This window comes from Citrobacter sp. 50677481 (assembly GCF_001463265.1).
Taxonomy (GTDB): Bacteria; Pseudomonadota; Gammaproteobacteria; order Enterobacterales; family Enterobacteriaceae; genus Citrobacter_A; species Citrobacter_A sedlakii.
Window position 1 is genome coordinate 1 of record NZ_LNHZ01000001.1, and the last position, 22,270, is coordinate 22,270.

The following is a 22,270-nucleotide window of genomic DNA, read 5'->3' on the forward strand; positions in this document are numbered from 1 at the left end:
TAAGGGAGGTGCTCTCCCAGCTGAGCTAATCACCCGATACTGCGCTGGATACTACTGTCTTACTGATGGGTCGTGCAGGATGACTCGGCTTTGCCTCGCCCTACGGCGCCGTTGCTGACGCAACGTTATCCTTCACGTTTGATTATCGCTTTCCACCGTAACGATTGGTGGGTCGTGCAGGATTCGAACCTGCGACCAATTGATTAAAAGTCAACTGCTCTACCAACTGAGCTAACGACCCACTTTTGCGCTGCTTTCGGTTTGTTTGATATCCCGTGGCAACGGCGGCATATATTACTGATTTCAGATTTCAGCGCAACTAAAATTTCGATGTAGATCACTCAACTGCTTATGAATCGCACGACACGACCAGAAATAATTCGATTTCTGGTCGTATGGTGTGCATTACATCGCGCCGAGACGTTTTTGCGCCTGTTTCGCCCCATCAGTACCTGGGTATTTGCTGATAACCTGCTGATAAACCGCTTTCGCTTTCGCAGTATCACCTTTGTCCTGCATGATCACACCGACTTTATACATCGCGTCAGCGGCTTTAGGCGACTTCGGGTAGTTCTTCACCACCGAGGCGAAATAAAACGCGGCATCATCTTTTTTACCCTTGTTGTAATTCAACTGACCGAGCCAGTAGTTGGCATTCGGCTGATAGGTTGAATCCGGGTATTTCTTGATGAAATTCTGGAATGCCGCAATCGCGTCATCCTGGCGGGATTTATCCTGCACCAGCGCAATTGCCGCATTATAGTCGGTATTGGCGTCACCGCTTTGGACCGGCGCGCCAGTGGCTGCCGCCCCTGCATCCGGTGCTGCCGTCGCTGCGCCCGTCGCCGTCCCCCCCTGAGCGCCGCCCGCAGACTGCGCGGCTGCGCCACCGCTGTTCAGACTGTCAATCTGCAGCAGGATCTGCTTCTGGCGTTCAACGACCTGATTCAGTTGATATTGGCTTTCCTGAATTTGACCACGCAGGGAATCGATATCGGCCTGATTATCAGAGAGTTGTTGCTGGAGTTGGGTTAAAAGCTGGCTGTGAGCATTCGAAATACGCTCGAGTTGAGTGACACGGTCTTCGACCGAGCCTGAGCCGACACTACTGATTGGCGCTTGAGCAAAAGCGGCCCAGGGGGCCGCTATGCCAACCAGTAACGACAGACTCAACACATGATGTCTGAAGTTACTGCTCATGCAATTCTCTTAGTAAACCAGTACGGCACGACGGTTTTTGGCATACGCCGCTTCGTCATGACCCAGTACTGCAGGTTTTTCTTTACCGTAAGAAACGATGGAGATCTGGTCAGCAGAAACGCCTTTACCCTGCAGGTACATCTTAACAGCGTTCGCACGACGTTCACCCAGGGAGATGTTGTACTCAGGCGTACCACGTTCGTCCGCGTGACCTTCTACGGTGACTTTGTAAGACGGGTTGCTACGCAGGAAGTTTGCGTGCGCATCCAGCATCGCAGCGAAGTCAGAACGGATATCGTACTTGTCCAGATCGAAGTAAACGATGTTGTTCTGCTGGAGCTGTTGCATTTGCAGACGCGCCTGCTCTTCGGAGGACATGTTGCCGCCGCTGCCGTTTGCATCCATACCAGTGCCGGCACCCAGCATGCCTTCGCTGCCGTCATTGCTGGCGTTCTTGTTGGAAGAACATGCCGCAATAGCCATAACAGGCAGAGCAATCATCAGCCCTTTCAGCACTTTGTTCAGTTGCATTTCAATGATTCCTTTATTAATCAATTATTTATTATCACAGATACGGCGACCAGGCAGGGAATTTAACCTGTCCATCAGTTGCCGGAAGACGCGCTTTGAAACGCCCATCTGTAGAAACCAAATTCAGCACGGATCCCATCCCCTGAGAAGAGCTGTAGATAACCATAGTGCCGTTAGGTGCCAGACTTGGCGTTTCGTCCAGGAACGTTGACGACAGAACCTGTACGCCACCCGCTACCAGATCTTGTTTGGCAATGTGCTGCTGACCGTTAGTCGTGCTTACCATTACCATAAATTTCCCGTCGCTGCTGACATCAGCATCCTGGTTTTGTGAACCTTCCCAGGTAATACGCTGCGGAGCACCGCCGTTGACGTTAACTTTATACACCTGTGGACGTCCGGCCTGGTCAGAGGTAAAGGCCAGGTTCTGGCTGTCCGGGAACCAGGTCGGTTCCGTGTTGTTGCTGCGACCATCGGTTACCTGACGGATCTGACCGGAGCCGATATCCATCACGTACAGGTTCAGACTACCGGTTTTTGACAGGGCAAACGCCAGTTTGCTGCCGTCCGGAGAGAACGCAGGCGCACCGTTGTGACGCGGGAAAGAGGCAACCTGACGCACCGCACCGTTAGATAATGTCTGAATAACCAGCGCAGAACGACCGCTTTCAAAGGTGACATAAGCCAGTTTCGAGCCATCCGGAGACCACGCCGGAGACATCAGCGGCTGCGGGGAACGGTGAACCACGAACTGGTTATAACCATCGTAGTCAGAGACGCGCAGCTCATACGGGAACTGACCGCCGTTTGTCTGCACAACGTAAGCGATACGGGTACGGAAAGCGCCCTTAATGCCGGTCAGCTTTTCGAACACTTCATCACTGGCGGTATGGCCCGCATAGCGCAACCACTGCTTATTCACTTTGTAAGAGTTCTGGGCCAGTACAGTACCCGGCGCGCCGCCAGTGTCAACCAGTTGATAGGCGACATTATAGGAACCGTCCGGATTCGGCGTTACCTGACCGACAACCACCGCGTCGATACCCAGCGCAGACCATGCCGCAGGCTGAACCTCCTGCGCGGTACCCGGCTGCTGCGGCAGACGGGAGCGATCTAATGGGTTAAATTTCCCGCTGTTACGCAAGTCTGCGCCAACGATGCCGCCGATATCTTCAGGCGCCGCCCCCGGCCCCGCCCACTGGAATGGCACAACGCCAATCGGGCGCGCCGAGTCCACCCCCTGGGTGATCTCGATACGGACTTCTGCGTGCAGCACCGCCGCCCACAGCATCAGAAAACCAAATGCTACTCGTAATGCCTGCTTCATCATATCTCCCTTATCTGGACGGAAAGCCCACGATAATTTAGCAGAATGTTAACAAACTCAAATACACAAAACTACCGAAACCCAGGGACTGCCGACGTTTGTTTTCCCCGCGGTGACGGGGAAAGTTTAGCTTACGGTTTAAAGTCCAGAGGCGCGTTTTTAAACACTTCATACACTGCCTGGCTTGGCGGTTTTGGAATCTTCGCCTGTCGGGCCGCCGCAAGCGCTGCCTGACAAAGCGCCGGATCGCCACCTTCAGACTGAATATCCAGCAGCAGGCCGTCCGGCGCGAGTTTTATCCGCAGCGTACAGGTCTTGCCTGTATAGGACGATGCGTCATAAAACTTGCTCTCGATAGCAGATTTGATCTGCCCGGCATAGTTACTGATATCCGCGCCTGATGCGCCATTATTTTTAGTATTACCACTCCCCGCCGGAGAAGCGTTGTTCCCTTTCGCCCCACCGCCGGTTTTCGGCGCATTCTTACCGGAGCTTAAGTCGCCCAGCAGATCGTCCACGCCAGCTGCTGCCGCGGCCTTTTCCGCAGCGGCTTTTTCGGCGGCCGCTTTTTTAGCCGCTGCCGCTTTCTTATCGGCAGCCGCTTTCTCCGCAGCGGCTTTTTTCTCTGCGGCGGCCTTTTCGGCGGCGGCTTTCTTCTCGGCCGCCGCTTTTTCAGCGGCTGCCGCTTTGGCTGCAGCGGCTTTTTCTGCGGCCGCTTTCTTCTCCGCGTCGGCCTGAGCCTGCTTAGCAGCCTCCGCTTCCGCCTTTTTCTTCGCATCCGCGGCCGCTTTCGCCGCCTCGGCTTCGGCTTTCTTCTTCGCGTCAGCAGCGGCCTTTTTCGCCGCCTCCGCCGCTTCTTTCGCCTGCGCGTCCGCTTTCGCTTTTGCGTCGGCGGCAGCTTTCTTCGCGGCTTCCTCAGCCTGTTTCTGCTGCTCCTGCGCTTTCTTCGCCTCAGCCTCGGCCTGCTTTTGCTGTTCCTGCGCCGCTAAGCGCTCTTTTTCAATCTGCTTAAGCCGTTCCTGTTCCGCAGCCTGCTTCTCGCGAAGCTCTTCCGCCTGCTGTTGCGCCAGTTTTTCACGCTGCTCTTTAGCACGCTGCGCGCTGGACTGTTGCTGCTGCTGACGTTCGTACTGCTGAACCACGGCGCCAGGATCAACCATCACGGCATCGATGGAAGAACCACCGCCGCCGCCGGCTGAAGCCTCTATATGCTCATCGAACGAACTCCAGATCAGCACTGCAAATAAGATGACATGCAGCACCGCTGAAATAATTATCGCCCGCTTGAGCTTGTCGTTTTGTTCGGTTGCCTTTGACACTCTCGGTTCCCAAAAACTGTTCGCCTGTTACACGCTCTTTTCACGCCTGAGAAGCGGATGATCAGATAGGCTGGGTCATTAAGCCGACCGACTTCACACCCGCGCTGTGTAACAAGTTCAGCGCTTTAATTATTTCATCGTAAGGCACGTCTTTCGCGCCACCGATTAAGAAGACCGTTTTCGGATTGGATTCCAGGCGGCTTTTCGCTTCCGCAACAACCTGTTCCGGTGGCAGTTGATCCATACGATCTTTTTCCACTACCACGCTGTACTGCCCTACCCCGGACACTTCAATAATCACCGGCGGATTGTCGTTACTGCTCACCGCCTGCGACTCCGTGGCGTCCGGCAGATCGACTTCCACGCTCTGGGTAATGATCGGCGCTGTCGCCATAAAGATCAGCAGCAGCACCAGCAGCACGTCGAGCAACGGTACGATGTTGATTTCGGACTTCAGGTCGCGACGACCCCGTCCACGCGATCTCGCCATGGTTTACCCCTTGTTGCTCTCGCTAACGGTAAACGCCTGACGGTGCAGAATCGCGGTAAACTCTTCCATAAAGTTGTCGTAATTCAATTCCAGCTTGTTCACACGCTGGTTCAGGCGGTTGTAGGCCATAACCGCAGGGATCGCCGCAAACAGACCAATCGCCGTCGCGATCAGCGCTTCCGCGATCCCCGGCGCGACCATCTGCAGGGTGGCCTGTTTTACCGCCCCCAGGGCGATAAACGCATGCATAATCCCCCACACGGTACCAAACAGACCGATATACGGGCTGATAGAACCGACGGTGCCGAGGAACGGAATGTGCGTCTCAAGATTCTCAAGCTCGCGGTTCATTGAGATGCGCATCGCCCGGGAGGCGCCTTCAACGATCGCTTCCGGTGCATGGCTGTTGGCCCGATGCAGGCGGGCAAACTCTTTGAACCCGCTATAGAAGATTTGTTCCGACCCCGCCAGACTATCGCGGCGGCCCTGGCTTTCCTGATACAGGCGAGACAGTTCGATCCCGGACCAGAATTTGTCTTCAAACGCTTCGGCTTCACGCGCAGCAGCGTTGAGAATACGGGTCCGCTGGATGATGATGGCCCAGGATGCGATTGAAAAACCAATCAAAATCAACATGATAAGTTTAACCAGAAGGCTAGCCTTCAGGAACAAATCAAGGATATTCATGTCAGTCACTGCTTAAACTCCGCGACAATGGACTTGGGAAGCGCACGAGGCTTCATTTTGAGTGGATCAACGCAAACAATCAGCACTTCTGCTTCATTGAGCACCGTGTTTTCTGCGTTGACAATGCGTTGCGTGAACACCATTGAGGTACCACGCATTGACGTAATTTCAGACTGAACTTCGAGCATGTCGTCGAGTCGCGCAGGCGCATAGTATTCCAGCGTCATTTTACGCACCACGAAGGCCACTCGCTCTGCCAGCAAAACCTGCTGACTAAAGTGGTGATGACGCAGCATCTCTGTACGCGCTCTTTCATAAAAAGCGACATAGCTGGCGTGGTAAACCACCCCACCGGCGTCAGTGTCTTCATAATAGACACGAACCGGCCATCGAAATATATACTTATTCATTCCTGCGGCCTCGTTGTCGGCGCCATCCGCTCATCTCCGTCACTTACGTTTGCAAGTGTCTGGTGACTCGCGTCATTGCCCTCGCGACGCATCAAGAATGCTGTTGTATATCGCGTTGTATTCACTTTACATCCCGGTAATGCAACAAAAGAGAGAACTTTTAAACGTTGCTACTATACGCGCGCTATCAGGGCTTGGGAATGGGGGGAAGTTAAGGGAGAGTAAAAATATATGGGCTTATGCAAGCCCATCGTTCTTTCAGGATGTTTCTTATTCAAAAGAAGAAGAAAAACAGCCCCACGATAAGGACTATGTCGGCCAGCAGAGGGGAGAAGATCCCTTGCCAGTGCACGGCGCGAGGGCGAAAACCAACGCCATGTATGATGCCTGCGCAGACGGCCCACATCAGCAGTAAACCGTGCCAGATTTCCAGCGTACTGGTCTTTGCCGCGAAGCGGGAGGGATCCCAAAACATACATCCTGCTAACACCAGCGCCATGACGAAAGAAAGCGCCCGTAACGGGCGCTTGTCCATTATCGCATACAGCATCGCGATAAGTTTCATCAGTGTTCTTCTTGACCGTTTTTGCTTGCCTCGACGTGCTCAAGGGCCAGCGCGGTGATGATCCCAAATGCACAGGCAAGAAGCGTTCCCAGAATCCAGGCGAAATACCACATACAATTGCTCCTTACTTAGTACAGAGAGTGGGTGTTGCTTTCAATGTGTTCTTTGGTAATACGACCGAACATTTTCCAGTAACACCAGCTGGTGTAGATCAGGATGATCGGCACGAATACCACAGCAACCCAGGTCATCAGGTTCAGCGTCATCTGGCTGGACGTCGCATCCCACATCGTCAGGCTCGCATTCATCATGGTGCTGGAAGGCATCACGAACGGGAACATCGCGATGCCCGCGGTCAGGATGATGCAGGCCAGCGTCAGAGAAGAGAACAGGAACGCCCATGCCCCTTTTTCCATCCGCGAGGTCAGGATCGTCAGCAGCGGCAGTACCACGCCCAGCGCCGGAATCAACCACAGGATCGGTGCGTTGTTAAAGTTCACCAGCCATGCGCCCGATTCACGAGTCACTTCTTTGGTCAGTGGGTTAGACGCGGCATGGTGATCGATAGCAGAGGTCACCACATAACCGTCGATACCGTACATCACCCAGACACCCGCCAGCGCGAAGCAGACCAGCGTGACCAGCGCGGCGATCTGTGAGGTCGCGCGGGCACGCAGATGCAGTTCGCCCACGGTACGCATTTGCAGGTAGGTCGCGCCCTGGGTGATGATCATCCCAACGCTGATCACGCCTGCCAGCAGACCGAACGGGTTCAGCAACTGGAAGAAGTTACCGGTGTAGTAGAGACGCAGATACTCGTCGACATGGAACGGTACGCCCTGCAACAGGTTACCAAACGCCACGCCAATCACCAGCGGCGGCACAAAGCTACCGATGAACACGCCCCAGTCCCACATGTTGCGCCAGCGCGGATCTTCAATCTTGGAACGGTAGTCAAAACCGACCGGACGGAAGAATAACGATGCCAGCACGAGGATCATCGCCACATAGAAACCGGAGAACGCGGCGGCATAGACCATCGGCCAGGCGGCGAACAGCGCGCCGCCGGCGGTGATCAGCCACACCTGGTTACCGTCCCAGTGCGGGGCGATGGAGTTAATCATAATTCGACGCTCGGTGTCGTTACGACCGAGGAAACGGGTGAGCATGCCCACCCCCATGTCGAAGCCATCGGTAACCGCAAAACCAATCAGCAGAACGCCAACCAGCAGCCACCAGATAAAACGTAGTACTTCATAATCGATCATTTGACGACTCCTGTCTTAGCGTGCCGGCTGAGAAGCCACGGTGGACTGCTCAAAGTGATAGCGACCGGTTTTCAGGCTGCTTGGGCCAAGGCGTGCAAACTTGAACATCAGGAACAGTTCTGCCACCAGGAACAGGGTGTACAGGCCGCAAATCAGGAACATGGAGAACAGCAAATCGCCTACCGTCAGCGACGAGTTCGCCACGGCGGTGGGCAGCACTTCGCCGATAGCCCATGGCTGACGGCCATATTCCGCAACAAACCAGCCCGCTTCTACGGCGATCCACGGCAGTGGAATACCATACAGCGCAGCGCGCAGCAGCCATTTTTTCTCGCCGATGCGGTTACGGATAACGCTCCAGAAGGACAGCGCGATGATCGCCAGCAGCAGGAAGCCGCATGCCACCATGATACGGAACGCGAAATACAGCGGCGCAACGCGAGGAATAGAATCTTTCGTCGCCTGCTGGATCTGCGCTTCCGTCGCGTCGGAGACGTTCGGAGTATAGCGTTTCAGCAGCAGACCGTAGCCCAGATCTTTCTTCATGCTGTTGAACTGATCGCGAACGGTCTGGTCGGTAGAACCGGCGCGCAGTTGCTCGAGCAGTTCATACGCTTTCATCCCGTTGCGGATACGTTCTTCGTGCTGGACCATCAGGTCTTTCAGACCGATCACCGGCGTATCGACGGAGCGGGTAGCGATAATACCCAGCGCGTAAGGGATCTGGATCGCAAATTTGTTTTCCTGCGAATCCTGATCCGGAATACCGAACAGGGTAAAGGCAGCCGGTGCAGGCTGGGTCTCCCACTCGGCTTCGATGGCGGCGAGTTTGGTTTTCTGCACGTCGCCCATTTCGTAACCGGACTCATCACCCAGAACGATAACAGACAATACAGCGGCCATCCCGAAGCTGGCGGCAATGGCAAAGGAGCGTTTAGCGAAGGCAATGTCGCGGCCTTTCAGCAGATAGTAAGCGCTGATACCGAGGATGAACATCGCACCCGTGACATAACCCGACGCCACGGTATGAACGAATTTCACCTGTGCAACCGGGTTGAGCACCAGTTCAGAGAAGCTCACCATTTCCATGCGCATGGTTTCAAAGTTGAAATCCGACGCGATAGGGTTCTGCATCCAGCCGTTAGCGACCAGGATCCACAGCGCAGAAAGGTTAGAGCCTAATGCCACCAGCCAGGTAACAGCCATGTGCTGGACTTTGCCCAGACGATCCCAGCCAAAGAAGAACAGACCTACAAAGGTGGATTCGAGGAAGAAGGCCATCAGACCTTCGATCGCCAGCGGCGCACCGAAGATATCCCCAACGTAGTGGGAATAGTAAGACCAGTTTGTCCCGAACTGGAACTCCATGGTCAGCCCTGTTGCCACACCCAGAGCAAAGTTGATACCAAACAACTTGCCCCAGAACTTAGTCATATCTTTATAAATCTGTTTGCCGGAAAGGACGTAGACCGTTTCCATAATGGCCAGCAAAAACGCCATACCGAGCGTCAGTGGCACAAAGAGGAAGTGGTACATCGCGGTCAAGGCAAACTGTAAGCGCGACAGTTCGACTATATCTAACATCATGACTCCTTGCTCATCGCATGAAGACTCCGAGAGTGAACCCCGTTAGAAAGGGTCACACGCATGCCCCAATACAAATTTGTTTGCGCGCCTTCACCGGTATCCTTTTTCCGTATAAGGAAATAGAATGGGTGAAAGGTTACAAACATGTTAATAAAAAACTCAAATTGATCCCGCAATTATATTACGCCGCAAAATCCTTACAATAAACAGGTTTTTATTGAGGAAGATTTGCGTTTTTCGACAGTGATCAATTTATAGCGAATTTCTCACTTTTCCATCAATTTGATCGGCGACAATTTATCGCGTTTCCTTATCTTTTTCCAATCATTAAACATTGATTTAAATCAAAAACGCCCTTTTATGTTAACCATGTTTAGATGTGGTGACCGAAGTAAAAAACATGTTGCACATGTGTGTCTTTGATTGATTGCGGAGTTACGCCAATAAAATTCTTATATAAAAAGACGGTGTTTTAATTAACGTGGCAGGCCGTTCTACCAGGGTTTGCTGAGGGGCTATTTTTCGAAGTCCGGGTATCATTTTCGTCGCGTCTGAAAAGCCCGCCTTTCATCATTCACATTAATTTTACTTTAAGGTTAATTTGAATTAACACCACAACGTTATTATTGTGAAAATAACAACGCCACGCTAAGCGTGGCGTTGTTCCGATTGCTGACATTTCAGACAAGCTGGTAGCGGAAGGTCCGCGATTGCCCGGGTAAAAACGTCCCGGGAAGGATATCGTCCCGCTCGTGAGCCGAAACGACCTGCTCGCTCATCATCACTTCCGCGCAGTTTGCCACCGTCCGGGTAAAGGTGACGGTGGTATCACTCGACGTGCTGTCCGACGGATTAAACAGGCGCAAAATCAGCGCTTCGCCGTCTTCCGCTTTCTTTAGCGCGCTTATCTGGCAGCCGACGGGCGGCATGGTCAGTAAACTGTAACGCTCAGGTACCGTAAAACGGGCCTTGTTGAGCTTCATCGCGTCCCACGGAATTTTATTGTAACACTGTACCGGCGTCAGCCACGCCCGCGCCTGTTGCGCCAGACCCGCAGAGAACGGCGTACCGCTAAAGCTAAACAGACTTAGCCGACAATGCAGGGTTCCCCGCAGTTGTGAATCCGGTACCGGCATTTTGATGCCGGAAGGACGCCCTGGGCGCAGCAGTAAATCCTCTTTACCCAGTAGCCCCACGCCGCGCAAGAGCGTAATGGCGAAGGTTTTTTTCTCCTCGCCCGTCACCTCAAATTCGCGCAAACCTTCCGTAAAGACCGCCAACCCGTTACGCCCTTCCTGTAACGCAGCATAATTGAGCAGATTCCAAACCGGCACAGGCGCCTCTTTCCACCCTTCTTCCCGCCAGTTAGTCATCGCGTCGTCCTCTACCGGACGCGTCACAGAGCCAAACTGGGTATCCGCCAACACCTGATCGGTAGTAAAAGGCGTTGGAATTAATACCCGCACCCGATGATCGTCGGCCTGGTTGTCCAGTGTTATTCCGACATCAATTCGTCTGCTGTTATGGGAAAGCGTCACCGCAATCTCCACCCCTACCCTGCCGCTGCGCTGGCGCAGGGCGCGTTCAGCGAGATCACGCGGAACCGCCAGGTCATAACGGATCAGCGCCTGGCTCTGCCACGCCTCATGGCGGATCTCGCAGTGGGGTTGCACACCGGCCGACGTCAGCCGCCACTCTTCTCTTGCTGGCGAATAATCATATTCATCGCCATCGTCAGAACCTTCTTCCAGCTCCAGCACCCGGTCATAGCAGACGCCGCTGTCTTTATCATACAGGCGCAGCGTGCCGTCTTCGTTGAGCGAAATTTGCCAGAAAGCGTTCTCCAGCAACGTTTCCGGGGTCGTTTTCGCAGTATGCTGAAGTCCAGGGACATTGGCATCAATGTACAGGGTGCGGTACCCCATCGACGGGACGATCTGATGAATCTGGATGTCGTACTCCATAAACGGGTCGTAGTTGCCGTAGTGAACAATTTGCCGGTCGATCAGTCCCGGGTCCAGCTCTCGCGCCTCACGAATGAAATAAGGCACAGCGTTCCCTCTGTCATCACGCAGGCTGAACTGGCTGGCGCGCAGGCGAAGGGTGGTATTAATGACCTCTTCGCGCGGCCACGGCATCAGGTTAAACAGCACCAGTTTGTCGGCGTCGCTGTGGGGCATGTTGTCCACCACTTTACGCAGATAAAAACGGATCAGGTTGTCGGCCATGTCTTCCGCCAGCATAAATCGCGCCGCAATTTCGCGGTGCACCGGGTCACTACAGCAACAGCCGATGCTGTCGTGGGCGTGATTCTTTAATATCTCCTTCCACATTTTTTCCAGCAGACCGTGGTGGTAATCAAAACCCAGCGTCCATGCCAGCGTCGCCAGCGGTTCGAGAAGATTGACGATTTTATTTTCGATCCGCGCGTGAGCGATTTTGATGTCCATCCGCGTCGAGCCTATGGTGCGGTGTACGCGCATGTATTTGCCGTCGATAAATTCGCCCTTCAGGGTGGCTAATTGCTCGCGATGGGCCTCTGTGCGTTCAAAGACCTCCTCGAAACGACTCATGACAAAAGTCCGTTGGGGATAAATTTCCCGCAACTTATCCATCACCGCAAAGATATTTTGCTGAAGCGGCATCTGGTCGTGACCGTTAGGCAGCAGGATCTCTTTTGTTACCGATGCCTTTTCCAGCACCTCGAAATAACCGTCGAGTCGTTTACGTAATCCGGCTTCGTCCTCCGGTAAGTACTTACCAATCGCGTAGCCCAGCGGCAGCACCTGCGCCACCACTTCGCTGCCATCGCGACTCTGCCACAGAAACTCGGTTTTATCGGTGCCGTGGCGTTCTGAACAACCGCGCCAGAACAGGGTGCGGGTGATGCCAAAGCCGTTGTAAATATGCGGAAGCTGGCCGGACATGCCAAACGAGTCCGGCAGATAGCCAATTTTCATCGGCTCGCCAAAGGCCAGACAGTCACGCATCCCATACATCAGGTTACGCACAATCGATTCACCGGAAACAAGAGTGGTATCCGTCTGGGTATACCACGGGCCGATAATCAGCTTCCCGGCCTGAACCAGTCGTCTGACCCGCTCTTTATTTTCCGGCACCACCGCGAAGTAGTCCTCCAATATCGCCGTCTGCCCGTCCAGCACGTAATATTTGTATTCGGCATCCTGCTCCAGACGGATAAGGATCTCCTCCATATTATTGACCAGCAAAATGCGTGATTCTTCGGTGGTGAAATACCACTCACGATCCCAGTGCATATGCGGGGTGATGTGAACACGAGAGACTGCTTTCATCGTCGTTTCCTGTTAGTGAGTGTTTACCGGCACGCGGTCGGTGACGTATTTGCCCTGCTTCACCGCCTGACGACGCCAGAGCAGCAGAATCAGCGTGGAAATCAACGTTCCCGCCAGCGCCGCGCCAAACCAGCCTGCCGCCGCCATGACGCCGCCTAATCCGCCATCATGGAGTAAAAAGAGGGAGAAAATCCCTGCGCCGGGCGTCGACAGCCCAATATTCATGGCGCCAACGATCGCCCCGGTGATCATCGACCCGAGGACAAAAGCGCTAATGACCCGCAGCGGATCTTCTATCGCCATCGGGATAGCCCCTTCGGTGATCCCCGCCAGCCCCAGTAGCCAGGTAGATTTACCGGTTTCGATTTCAAACTCTTTAAATAAACGTGGCGAGAGTAGCGTGGAGGCCGTTACCGTAAAGGCTGAAACCATTTTGACGGAGGCAAAAATGGCGTAAGGCCCGTAAACGCCGTTGGCCATTGCGCCCAGGCAGAAGGCGTAGGCAGCTTTATTCACCGGCCCGCCCAGGTCGAAGGAGCACATAAAGCCGAGGATAGCGCCAAGCAACAGCGCGTTGGCGCCGCTTAAGCCATTCAGCCAGGCCGTCAGCGCGTTGTTGATCCACGCCACCGGCTCGCCAACCACGAACAGCATCAGGCTGCCCGCGCCGAGCGTGCCGATGACCGGGTACAAATAGAAGGTTAAAAACCCGTTGAACTTACTGCTCAGCCGGAGATGATTTTTCACCCAGCGCATCAGGTATCCGGCGATAAGCCCGCCCGCTACCGCGCCAAGAAAGCCGGAACCGATCATATTAGCGGCCAGTCCGGCGGCGAAGCCCGGCGCCAGCGCGGGTTTATCCGCCAGCGAATAGGCGGTATAGGCCGCCAGTACCGGCACCATGAGAATGCCAAGCATTCCGCCGCCCAGTTTGCGGTACATCCACAGCCAGGAGTTTTCCTGATCGAAAAGGTGTTGCAGCCCCAGCATCTGCGCCAGCAGTACCGCGACGGCAAGGACGGTGCCGCCCGCGACGATCAGCGGCACGGCGAATGAGATGCCGCTCAGCAGCGCCTGTTTGAGTTCGGTTTTTAGCCCCTTCGCAGGCGGCGCATCCTGCTGAAGCGCGCGCGTTTCACGCTGCGGTAGCGCCAGCGCCTGCTGGATCAGTTGCTCCGCATGGCGAATCGGCTCCGCGACCGGTACCGTAAGCGTCGGCAGTCCGGCAAAGCGTTCACTCTCTTTTATGGCCACCTCAGCGGCGAAAATACACGCCGTCGCCGCATTCAGTTGGTCCGCCGTCAGCCTGCCTTCAATGCCGTTAGCGCCCTGCTTTTCGACATACACATTCACGCCCAACTTACGACCCGCTTTTTCCAGATACTCCGCGGCCATATAGGTATGCGCAATCCCCGCCGGACAGGCAGTCACGCAGACCAGCGTTGGCGCCTGCGCCAGCGGCGGTGTGAATGCAGCATGAACCTCGTCGTCCAGCGCCGCCAGCAACGCATCTGCGCTTTCGGCAGCCATCACCCGTGCCCGCGTCTCGTCGTCCGCCAGACGGGTGGTAAGCGCGGTCAGCAAGTGCATATGCGTACTGCCCGCTTCATTCTGCGGGATGGCGAGCAGAAAGATCAGTTCCACCGGTTCGGGTCCATCGACACCGTCCCATTCCAGTGGTTCGCTGAGGGTCGCCACCGCGAACGCGGCCTCCTTCACAGCGGACGTTTTACCGTGCGGTACTGCCAGCCCTTCGCCCAGCGCGGTGGGACCGAGACTTTCGCGGGAAAAGACCTCCGTTAAAAACGCCTGGGGATCGGCAATCTTACCCAACGCCGTTAGCCGTTGCGCTAATGCGGTGATTGCCTCGTCACGACTGGCGAAGCGGGCATTCAGGCACAGCGCATCGCGGTGGGTTAACGTTGTCAGGTTCATCATGTTCCTCACCCTGTGGTGGTTTTATGCGCGAAGAATTGTGCCAGACGAAATAATACATTTATGTGATCATTTTCACTATTGCGCGATAATTTGTATTAAATTTGTATTATTTACAGCGCCGGGATGTCAGGCATAATGAGCGAATTCGTATTAACCTTCCCGGAAAACCATGAGCCGAAAGCCGCTATACCGCCAGATCGCAGACCGTATCCTTGAGCAAATTCAGCGAGGTGAGTTGAAGCCAGGCGACGCCCTGCCGACGGAATCCGCGCTGCAGGCAACGTTTAACGTCAGCCGCGTCACGGTGCGCCAGGCGCTCAGGCAGCTTACGGAACAGCATATTGTCGAAAGCATCCAGGGTAGCGGCACCTATGTGAAAGCGGAGCGGGTTAATTACGACATCTATCAGTTAACCAGCTTCTATGAGAAGCTCGCCGACCGTAACGTCGACACTCACAGTGAAGTGCGGGTCTTTGAAGTGATCCCGGCAGATGACTTTTTGCAGGAACAGCTCCAGCTTGCCCAGGGCAGCCGCGTCTGGCACGTCAAGCGGGTACGCTTTATCAAGCAAAAACCGGTAACGCTGGAAGAAACCTGGATGCCGCTGGCCCTGTTCCCGGATCTGACCTGGGAAGTCATGGAAAAATCGAAGTACCATTTCATCGAAGAGGTGAAGCAAATGGTGATCGACCGAAGCGAGCAGGAGCTGATCCCGGTGATGCCCACCGAGGAGATGAGCCGACTGTTGGCTATCGATCCCGGCAAGCCGATTCTGGAAAAAGTCTCGCGCGGATATTTGAAAGATGGCCGGATATTTGAATACAGTCGAAATGCGTTCAATACCGACGATTATAAATTTACCCTGATCGCCCGTCGTAAACAGCGTTAAAATTTCCCTTGCGCCACAGGCGATAAATAAAAGTGATGCGCTGCGCGAAAAAACACGTTATACGGCGATACAAAACAAATCATTAGCATTTGTTTATTTTTATTAACAACCAATAAATGCCGTATCTCAAGCACTTTTTAAATTCCGTTACCTTACTCACAATTCTCTCGCTTTCATTATTTTTCATGAATATTTTTGTTGCTGATTATAAATAAGATTCAGATCACAAAGGTGACATTTCGTTTTTCACCATTATGGTTATATAAATATATTCCCACTCGGAAATAGAATTTAACCACATGATATTTATGGTTAAATTTTATCAGCATCCAGTATCGCCGTTTTACGCATGATTTTTTGAAAATAGATCAATTGCATCGATAACGCCGCCCCAGGACACTCCCTCACTATTAAAGGCCGCCACCCCAGAGGGCGCCATATATCATCATTTTTATTTTTACCCTGAGTCCTGGAGAGGATTACCCATGAAGAAATCAACACTTGTTATTGGCGTCATTGGTGCTGACTGCCATGCAGTAGGCAATAAAGTTCTGGACCGTGTTTTTACTGCCCATGATTTTCGCGTAATCAATCTGGGCGTTATGGTAAGCCAGGATGAATATATTGACGCCGCCATCGAAACCGGCGCCGACGCCATTGTCGTTTCCTCTATTTATGGCCACGGTGACATTGACTGTCTGGGGCTACGCGAACGCTGCATCGAACGCGGTATTGGCGAGATTCTGCTTTATGTGGGCGGAAATCTGGTTGTCGGTAAACATGACTTTGCCGATGTGGAAGCGAAATTCAAGGACATGGGCTTTAACCGTGTCTTCGCGCCAAGCCATGACCTGGAAGATGTGTGCCGGTTAATGGCCGCCGATATCAACCAGCGCCACGGCGTCGCGCAACGCTGTCTGGAAGAGGCCATCTGATGCAAATCGTCTCTGTCGACATCGGCTCGACGTGGACCAAAGCGGCTCTCTTTGCCAGGGAGGGCGACGCACTCACACTGGTCAATCATGTTCTGACGCCGACCACGACTCACCATCTGGCAGAAGGTTTCTTTGCCAGCCTTAACCAGGTTCTGAACGTGGACGATGCGCGCCCGCTGCTCAACAGCGGCGATGTGACGCTGAAATATTCCTCTTCCGCCAAAGGCGGGCTGGCCGTCGCGGCGATGGGGCTGGTGCCTTCAATCACCCTGGAATCCGCGAAAGTCACCGCCCACTCTGCGGGGGCGAAAATCGCGCAATACTACGCCTACAAGCTCAACCGCCACGACATTCAGGCGCTGGAAGCCTCGCCGCCTGACATCCTGCTGTTTACCGGTGGAACTGACGGCGGTGAAGAGAGCTACGGTCTGGCTAATGCCCACGCGCTGGCGAACTCGCGTCTGGACTGCGCCATCATCTACGCGGGTAACCGCGACATTCAGGACGAGATCCAGGCGATTCTGGGCCATAAAGATCTCATCACGGTGGACAATATTCTGCCGGATCTCGATCACCCAAACCCGTATGCCGCGCGCAAAGCGATTTGCGACGTGTTCCTGTCACGCATCGTCAAAGGAAAAGGGCTGGATGTGATTGTCGGCGAAACAGGTGAAGAGCCAATGCCGACGCCGTGGACCGTGTATGAACTGGTGAAAGCGATCAGCGATGTCGACAGCGCGTGGAAGGAGTTCATGCTGATCGACATGGGCGGCGCCACCACCGACGTCTACTCCGCCAGCGCCAACACGCTCTCCCCTGACACCGTCCTGCATGGCGTCCCGGAGCCATTTGTTAAACGCACGGTGGAAGGCGATCTGGGTATGCGCGTCTCCGCGGTGGTGGTGGGTGAGAGCACCCGGGATCTGGTCAACGTCGTTTTTGCCCGGCAGCCGCAGCGCCAGGAGGCCTTCTTTGGCTATCTGCGTCATCTGGTGGCCCATCCGGACTACCTGCCGCAGGGGGAGGAGGAGCGTTATTTCGACAGCCTGTTAGCCGGACTGTGCGTCGGCTATGCCGCAGAACGGCATGCCGGCACGAAAAAACAGGTCTGCACCTGCGTGGGCAACGTCGATCTCCAGATGGGACGCGATCTGACCACGGTGCGTAAAGTGGTGGGATCCGGCGGCTGGCTGTCGCGCGCCAGTCAGTTCGACATTCATCACTGGCTTAAGTACCGCGAACTGGACGACGACGGCAGGCGCATTCTTCTTCCCACCCAGTTTGACTATTACCGCGATGCAAAAGGTCTGCTCCCGCTGCTGGCGAACGTCGCCAGGATCGATCCCCAGGCCGCGGCACGCACCAGCATTCACTGTTTAACCCTCTAATCCCAAAGGCAGCGACGAATGGAACTTCGAAATAAAAAACTGACCCATGACGAGTTTATGACCGAACGGCACCAGGTGTTGCAGACGTGGTCAACCGGCAAAGATGTCGAACAATTTGAAGATGGCGTGAAGTACCAGCAGACCATCCCGGAGAAAAAACGCTTCTCTCATGCCCTGCTAAAAGCCGATCAGCAGGGAAAAACCCTGAGCCAGCCGCGCGCGGGCGTGGCGTTAATGGACGAACACATTGCGCTGCTGAAAACGTTGCAAACAGAGTGCGATCTTCTGCCCAGCACCATTGATGCCTACACCCGTCTGAACCGCTATGAAGAAGCGGCGATCGGCATTCAAAAATCGATCGAAGCCGGCACCTCAAAACTTAACGGCTTACCGGTGGTAAACCACGGCGTAGCGGCTTGCCGCCGGATGACCGAAGCGCTGGAAAAGCCGATTCAGGTACGCCACGGTACGCCGGATGCCCGCCTGCTGGCGGAAATCGCAATGGCCAGCGGCTTCACCAGCTACGAAGGTGGCGGCATCTCTTACAACATTCCTTACGCCAAGCGCGTCACGCTGGAAAAATCGATCCGCGACTGGCAGTACTGCGACCGCCTGATGGGGCTGTACGAGGAACACGGCATACGCATTAACCGCGAGCCGTTCGGCCCGCTGACCGGCACATTGATCCCTCCGTTTATGTCCCATGCCGTAGCGATTATCGAAGGCTTACTGGCGCTGGAACAGGGAGTTAAATCCATTACCGTGGGTTACGGACAGGTCGGCAGTCTGACCCAGGATGTTGCGGCGATCCAGTCGTTGCGCGAGCTATCCCATGAATACTTCCAGAACTACGGTTTCGATGACTATGAGTTGAGCACCGTGTTCCATCAGTGGATGGGCGGCTTCCCGGAAGATGAATCGAAAGCGTTCGCCATTATCTCCTGGGGAGCGGCGGTGGCGGGGATGGCTGGCGCCACCAAAGTCATCACCAAAAGCCCGCACGAAGCCTTTGGTATTCCTACCGCAGCGGCGAACGTGCAGGGGCTGAAGGCGTCCCGACAGATGCTCAACATGGTCAGCGACCAGAAATTCCCGCCGTGTAAAGCGGTCGAGCAGGAAGTCGAGCTGATTAAGAGCGAAGTGCGCGCGGTGTTGAAGAAAGTCTTTGAACTGGGCAACGGCGACGTGGCGCGCGGAACGGTGCTGGCCTTCGAAGCCGGGGTGCTGGATGTGCCGTTCGCGCCTGCCGCCTGTAACGCGGGCAAAATCCTGCCGGTGCGCGATAACAGCGGCGCGATCCGTGTACTCGAAGCCGGCGCGGTGCCGCTACCGAAAGACATTCTCGCGCTGCACCATGACTATGTTGCCGAGCGAGCGCGCTTTGAAGGACGTAAACCCTCATTCCAGATGGTTGTTGATGACATCAACGCGGTATCCCACAGTCAATTAATAGGAAGACCATAATGAAAATCAAAAAAGCCCTTTTCACCGCTGGCTACTCCTCTTTTTATTTCGACGATCAGCAGGCGATCAAAAACGGCGCGGGTCATGACGGGTTTATTTACACCGGCGCGCCGGTTACGCCAGGCTTTAGCGCCGTGCGTCAGGCGGGCGAATGCGTATCGGTCCAGTTGATTCTGGAAAATGGCGCGGTGGCGGTTGGCGACTGCGCCGCCGTGCAGTACTCCGGCGCGGGTGGCCGTGACCCATTGTTCCTCGCAGAGCATTTTATTCCGTTCCTTAACGATCATATTAAACCGCTGCTGGAAGGCCGTGATGTGGACGCGTTTCTGCCCAACGCCCGCTTCTTCGACAAGCTGCGTATCGACGGTAAGCTGCTGCACACCGCCGTACGTTACGGCCTGTCCCAGGCGCTGCTTGACGCCACGGCGCTGGCCTCCGGTCGCCTGAAAACGGAAGTGGTATGTGACGAATGGCAACTGCCGTGCGTCCCGGAAGCCATTCCCTTATTCGGACAAAGCGGCGATGACCGCTATATCGCCGTCGACAAAATGATCCTGAAAGGCGTTGACGTCCTGCCTCACGCGTTGATCAACAACGTCGAAGAAAAACTTGGCTTCCACGGTGAAAAACTGCGTGAGTACGTGCGCTGGCTGTCGGATCGCATCCTGACCCTGCGCACCAGCCCACGCTATCACCCGACGCTGCACATTGACGTTTACGGCACTATCGGCCTGATTTTCGATATGGATCCTGTACGCTGCGCTGCGTACATCGCCAGCCTTGAAAAAGAGGCGCAGGGGCTGCCGCTGTACATTGAAGGCCCGGTGGATGCAGGTAACAAGCCGGATCAGATCCGCATGCTGACCGCCATCACCAAAGAGCTGACCCGTCTGGGCTCAGGGGTAAAAATTGTCGCGGACGAATGGTGTAACACCTACCAGGACATTGTGGACTTCACCGATGCCGGCAGTTGCCACATGGTACAGATCAAAACCCCGGATCTCGGCGGCATTCACAACATCGTTGACGCGGTGCTGTACTGCAACAAACACGGCATGGAAGCTTACCAGGGCGGCACCTGTAACGAAACCGAAATCAGCGCCCGTACCTGCGTTCACGTGGCGCTCGCCGCGCGGCCAATGCGTATGCTGATCAAGCCGGGCATGGGCTTCGATGAAGGTCTTAACATTGTGTTTAACGAAATGAACCGCACTATCGCGCTGTTACAGACTAAGGATTAACTGATGGCCCGTACTTTTAAGATCTTATCACCGACGGCCATTCTCGGTTATGGCTTCCCGGAAGACAGTTTTCGCAAAGCCATGGAAGCGTCACCGGATCTGATCGCCGTTGACGCGGGTTCTTCCGATCCTGGCCCCCACTACCTGGGGGCGGGTAAACCGTTTACCGACAGGGCCGGCGTGAAGCGCGATCTGCGCTATATGATCGTCGCTGGCGTGAAAAACAACATCCCGGTGGTGATTGGCACCGCCGGGGGGTCCGGCGCGGCGCCGCATCTGGAATGGTGCCGCCAGATAATCCTCGAGATCGCGCAGGAAGAAAACCTGTCATTCTCGCTGGCGCTGATCCCTGCGGATGTCGATAAAGCGATCGTGCATGCGGCGCTGGACAACGGCAAGATCACCGCGCTGGATTTCGTTCCCGAACTCACCCATGAGGCGATTGAAGAGAGCACCTACATCGTGGCGCAAATGGGCGTAGAGCCCTTCCAGCGTGCGCTCGCCGCCGGTGCGCAGGTCGTGCTGGGGGGACGTGCTTACGATCCGGCGTGCTTCGCAGCCCTGCCCATTATGCAGGGATTCGATGAAGGCCTGGCGCTGCATTGCGGGAAAATCCTTGAATGCGCGGCGATTGCCGCCACGCCGGGGTCCGGTTCCGACTGTGCGATGGGGATCATTGACGACAACGGCTTCACCCTGAAAACGTTCAACCCGAAGCGGAAGTTCACCGAAACCTCAGCCGCGGCGCACACCCTGTATGAGAAGTCCGATCCTTACAGCCTGCCGGGGCCTGGCGGGGTGCTGAATCTGAAAGGCTGTCATTTTAAAGCGGTCAACGATGGCGAGGTGTACGTTAGCGGTTCACGTCACGAAACCACGCCGTATGCGCTGAAGCTGGAAGGGGCGCGCCAGGTAGGATTCCGCTGCCTGACCATCGCCGGCACGCGCGATCCGATCATGATTGCCGGAATTGATACCATTCTGGAAGACGTGAAAGCCAGCGTGGCGCAAAACCTCTCGCTAAATGACGACAGCATTCGCATGACGTTTCACCTGTACGGCAAAAACGGCGTGATGGGCAACCATGAGCCGGTCAACACCGCCGGGCATGAGCTGGGCATTCTGCTGGATGTGGTGGCGCCGACCCAGGATATCGCCAACAGCGTCTGTTCGCTGGTGCGCTCTACCCTGCTCCACTACGGCTATGAAAACCGGATCGCCACCGCGGGCAACCTCGCCTTCCCGTTCTCGCCTTCCGATATCCAGAGCGGGCCGGTGTATGAGTTCTCGGTCTATCATCTGATTGAAGCGAGCGACGATCTGCGTTTTGACTTCCGCCTCGAGCAGGTGACGCCAGAAGGAGTAACGGCATGAAATACCCTATTTGCACCCTGGCTCAGGTGATTCGCTCTAAAAATGCCGGGCCGTACGAACTGGTGTTAGATATTTTATTTAAAACACGTGAAGACTATCAGCGGGTTAAACGTTCAGAGCAATTAACGCCACAGTTAATTGCCGGCCTGTATAACGTGGCGCCTGACTTTATTCATCGCATTGTCTGGTTTGACCCGGCGAATGCGGTAAAAATCGTCATGCCTCGCGATATTATTTCCGGCAATGTTGGCGACAATGATGTTTATGGCGCACAGCAACATGCCCCGCTGTTAAATATTACATTCGACCTTGAGTAATTAATAACAATAACATCCACCGGCGT

At 54.9% G+C, this 22,270-nt stretch carries 20 protein-coding genes and 1 tRNA gene; 7 read left to right on the forward strand and 14 right to left on the reverse strand.

What is annotated here, in order from left to right:
• Positions 1 to 165: 165 nt before the first annotated feature.
• From APU02_RS00010 to mngA, 14 genes are all read right to left on the reverse strand, one after another.
• Positions 166 to 241 (reverse strand) — tRNA-Lys (locus APU02_RS00010).
• Between the two features lie 164 nt (positions 242 to 405).
• Positions 406 to 1,200, reverse strand: coding sequence for a cell division protein CpoB (cpoB, locus tag APU02_RS00015; protein ID WP_042285238.1), 795 nt, complete (start codon positions 1,198 to 1,200; stop codon positions 406 to 408).
• A gap of 9 nt (positions 1,201 to 1,209) precedes the next feature.
• Complete coding sequence (pal, locus tag APU02_RS00020; protein WP_012905064.1) at positions 1,210 to 1,731, reverse strand: peptidoglycan-associated lipoprotein Pal; 522 nt, start codon at positions 1,729 to 1,731, stop codon at positions 1,210 to 1,212.
• A 34-nt stretch (positions 1,732 to 1,765) separates the two neighbouring features.
• A complete protein-coding gene (gene tolB, locus APU02_RS00025; protein ID WP_042285242.1) occupies positions 1,766 to 3,058 on the reverse strand; it encodes a Tol-Pal system beta propeller repeat protein TolB in 1,293 nt (430 codons plus the stop codon).
• Positions 3,059 to 3,189: 131 nt separating this feature from the next.
• Positions 3,190 to 4,377: a cell envelope integrity protein TolA gene (tolA, locus tag APU02_RS00030; protein WP_042285245.1), complete on the reverse strand. Its 1,188-nt coding sequence runs from the start codon at positions 4,375 to 4,377 to the stop codon at positions 3,190 to 3,192.
• A 61-nt stretch (positions 4,378 to 4,438) separates the two neighbouring features.
• On the reverse strand, positions 4,439 to 4,867 hold the full coding sequence (gene tolR, locus APU02_RS00035) for a colicin uptake protein TolR (protein WP_042285249.1): 429 nt from the start codon (positions 4,865 to 4,867) through the stop codon (positions 4,439 to 4,441).
• A 3-nt stretch (positions 4,868 to 4,870) separates the two neighbouring features.
• The gene (tolQ, locus tag APU02_RS00040) at positions 4,871 to 5,563 is read right to left on the reverse strand and encodes a Tol-Pal system protein TolQ (protein WP_082636750.1); all 693 of its coding nucleotides are present in this window, start codon (positions 5,561 to 5,563) and stop codon (positions 4,871 to 4,873) included.
• A complete protein-coding gene (gene ybgC / locus APU02_RS00045) occupies positions 5,560 to 5,964 on the reverse strand; it encodes a tol-pal system-associated acyl-CoA thioesterase (protein WP_042285256.1) in 405 nt (134 codons plus the stop codon). Before ybgC ends, tolQ begins: the two co-directional genes overlap by 4 nt.
• 274 nt (positions 5,965 to 6,238) lie before the next feature.
• Entirely contained in the window at positions 6,239 to 6,532 is a 294-nt protein-coding gene (gene ybgE, locus APU02_RS00050; protein ID WP_120714852.1) for a cyd operon protein YbgE, read from the reverse strand.
• A complete protein-coding gene (gene cydX, locus APU02_RS00055; RefSeq protein ID WP_042285261.1) occupies positions 6,529 to 6,642 on the reverse strand; it encodes a cytochrome bd-I oxidase subunit CydX in 114 nt (37 codons plus the stop codon). The genes ybgE and cydX overlap by 4 nt, the downstream gene beginning before the upstream one ends.
• A gap of 15 nt (positions 6,643 to 6,657) precedes the next feature.
• Entirely contained in the window at positions 6,658 to 7,797 is a 1,140-nt protein-coding gene (gene cydB / locus APU02_RS00060) for a cytochrome d ubiquinol oxidase subunit II (RefSeq protein ID WP_060568865.1), read from the reverse strand.
• Positions 7,798 to 7,812: 15 nt separating this feature from the next.
• Positions 7,813 to 9,381 carry a cytochrome ubiquinol oxidase subunit I gene (gene cydA, locus APU02_RS00065; protein WP_042285266.1) on the reverse strand — a complete coding sequence of 523 codons (1,569 nt, stop codon included), beginning with the start codon at positions 9,379 to 9,381 and terminating at the stop codon, positions 7,813 to 7,815.
• A gap of 683 nt (positions 9,382 to 10,064) precedes the next feature.
• Positions 10,065 to 12,698: a mannosylglycerate hydrolase gene (gene mngB, locus APU02_RS00070; RefSeq protein ID WP_060568866.1), complete on the reverse strand. Its 2,634-nt coding sequence runs from the start codon at positions 12,696 to 12,698 to the stop codon at positions 10,065 to 10,067.
• A 12-nt stretch (positions 12,699 to 12,710) separates the two neighbouring features.
• On the reverse strand, positions 12,711 to 14,633 hold the full coding sequence (gene mngA / locus APU02_RS00075) for a PTS 2-O-a-mannosyl-D-glycerate transporter subunit IIABC (protein ID WP_060569118.1): 1,923 nt from the start codon (positions 14,631 to 14,633) through the stop codon (positions 12,711 to 12,713).
• A gap of 172 nt (positions 14,634 to 14,805) precedes the next feature.
• On the opposite strand from mngA, the gene APU02_RS00080 reads away from it, so the two are divergent.
• The 7 genes from APU02_RS00080 to APU02_RS00110 all read left to right on the forward strand — a co-directional run bounded on the left by APU02_RS00080 (position 14,806) and on the right by APU02_RS00110 (position 22,244).
• Positions 14,806 to 15,525: a GntR family transcriptional regulator gene (locus tag APU02_RS00080; RefSeq protein ID WP_060568867.1), complete on the forward strand. Its 720-nt coding sequence runs from the start codon at positions 14,806 to 14,808 to the stop codon at positions 15,523 to 15,525.
• 485 nt (positions 15,526 to 16,010) lie between these two features.
• Entirely contained in the window at positions 16,011 to 16,460 is a 450-nt protein-coding gene (gene glmS / locus APU02_RS00085; protein WP_042285273.1) for a methylaspartate mutase subunit S, read from the forward strand.
• On the forward strand, positions 16,460 to 17,848 hold the full coding sequence (gene glmL / locus APU02_RS00090; protein ID WP_060568868.1) for a methylaspartate mutase accessory protein GlmL: 1,389 nt from the start codon (positions 16,460 to 16,462) through the stop codon (positions 17,846 to 17,848). The genes glmS and glmL overlap by 1 nt, the downstream gene beginning before the upstream one ends.
• Positions 17,849 to 17,866: 18 nt before the next feature.
• On the forward strand, positions 17,867 to 19,312 hold the full coding sequence (locus APU02_RS00095) for a methylaspartate mutase subunit E (RefSeq protein ID WP_042285278.1): 1,446 nt from the start codon (positions 17,867 to 17,869) through the stop codon (positions 19,310 to 19,312).
• On the forward strand, positions 19,312 to 20,553 hold the full coding sequence (locus APU02_RS00100; RefSeq protein ID WP_042285281.1) for a methylaspartate ammonia-lyase: 1,242 nt from the start codon (positions 19,312 to 19,314) through the stop codon (positions 20,551 to 20,553). The genes APU02_RS00095 and APU02_RS00100 overlap by 1 nt, the downstream gene beginning before the upstream one ends.
• A gap of 3 nt (positions 20,554 to 20,556) precedes the next feature.
• Positions 20,557 to 21,927, forward strand: a complete 1,371-nt coding sequence (locus APU02_RS00105; RefSeq protein ID WP_060568869.1) for an acyclic terpene utilization AtuA family protein — start codon at positions 20,557 to 20,559, stop codon at positions 21,925 to 21,927.
• Positions 21,924 to 22,244: a DUF4387 domain-containing protein gene (locus APU02_RS00110; protein ID WP_060568870.1), complete on the forward strand. Its 321-nt coding sequence runs from the start codon at positions 21,924 to 21,926 to the stop codon at positions 22,242 to 22,244. Before APU02_RS00105 ends, APU02_RS00110 begins: the two co-directional genes overlap by 4 nt.
• The last annotated feature ends 26 nt before the right edge of the window (positions 22,245 to 22,270 follow it).

Bases quoted from the DNA above. Each gene is read 5' to 3' on its own strand.
- APU02_RS00095 (WP_042285278.1), top strand. From the start codon at position 17,867: ATGGAACTTCGAAATAAAAAACTGACCCATGACGAGTTTATGACCGAA.
- APU02_RS00100 (WP_042285281.1), top strand. From the start codon at position 19,312: ATGAAAATCAAAAAAGCCCTTTTCACCGCTGGCTACTCCTCTTTTTAT.
- glmL (WP_060568868.1), top strand. From the start codon at position 16,460: ATGCAAATCGTCTCTGTCGACATCGGCTCGACGTGGACCAAAGCGGCT.
- cydA (WP_042285266.1), bottom strand. From the start codon at position 9,381: ATGTTAGATATAGTCGAACTGTCGCGCTTACAGTTTGCCTTGACCGCG.
- cydX (WP_042285261.1), bottom strand. From the start codon at position 6,642: ATGTGGTATTTCGCCTGGATTCTGGGAACGCTTCTTGCCTGTGCATTT.
- APU02_RS00105 (WP_060568869.1), top strand. From the start codon at position 20,557: ATGGCCCGTACTTTTAAGATCTTATCACCGACGGCCATTCTCGGTTAT.
- mngA (WP_060569118.1), bottom strand. From the start codon at position 14,633: ATGAACCTGACAACGTTAACCCACCGCGATGCGCTGTGCCTGAATGCC.
- cydB (WP_060568865.1), bottom strand. From the start codon at position 7,797: ATGATCGATTATGAAGTACTACGTTTTATCTGGTGGCTGCTGGTTGGC.
- APU02_RS00080 (WP_060568867.1), top strand. From the start codon at position 14,806: ATGAGCCGAAAGCCGCTATACCGCCAGATCGCAGACCGTATCCTTGAG.
- glmS (WP_042285273.1), top strand. From the start codon at position 16,011: ATGAAGAAATCAACACTTGTTATTGGCGTCATTGGTGCTGACTGCCAT.
- tolR (WP_042285249.1), bottom strand. From the start codon at position 4,867: ATGGCGAGATCGCGTGGACGGGGTCGTCGCGACCTGAAGTCCGAAATC.
- mngB (WP_060568866.1), bottom strand. From the start codon at position 12,698: ATGAAAGCAGTCTCTCGTGTTCACATCACCCCGCATATGCACTGGGAT.
- tolB (WP_042285242.1), bottom strand. From the start codon at position 3,058: ATGAAGCAGGCATTACGAGTAGCATTTGGTTTTCTGATGCTGTGGGCG.
- ybgC (WP_042285256.1), bottom strand. From the start codon at position 5,964: ATGAATAAGTATATATTTCGATGGCCGGTTCGTGTCTATTATGAAGAC.
- pal (WP_012905064.1), bottom strand. From the start codon at position 1,731: ATGCAACTGAACAAAGTGCTGAAAGGGCTGATGATTGCTCTGCCTGTT.
- APU02_RS00110 (WP_060568870.1), top strand. From the start codon at position 21,924: ATGAAATACCCTATTTGCACCCTGGCTCAGGTGATTCGCTCTAAAAAT.
- cpoB (WP_042285238.1), bottom strand. From the start codon at position 1,200: ATGAGCAGTAACTTCAGACATCATGTGTTGAGTCTGTCGTTACTGGTT.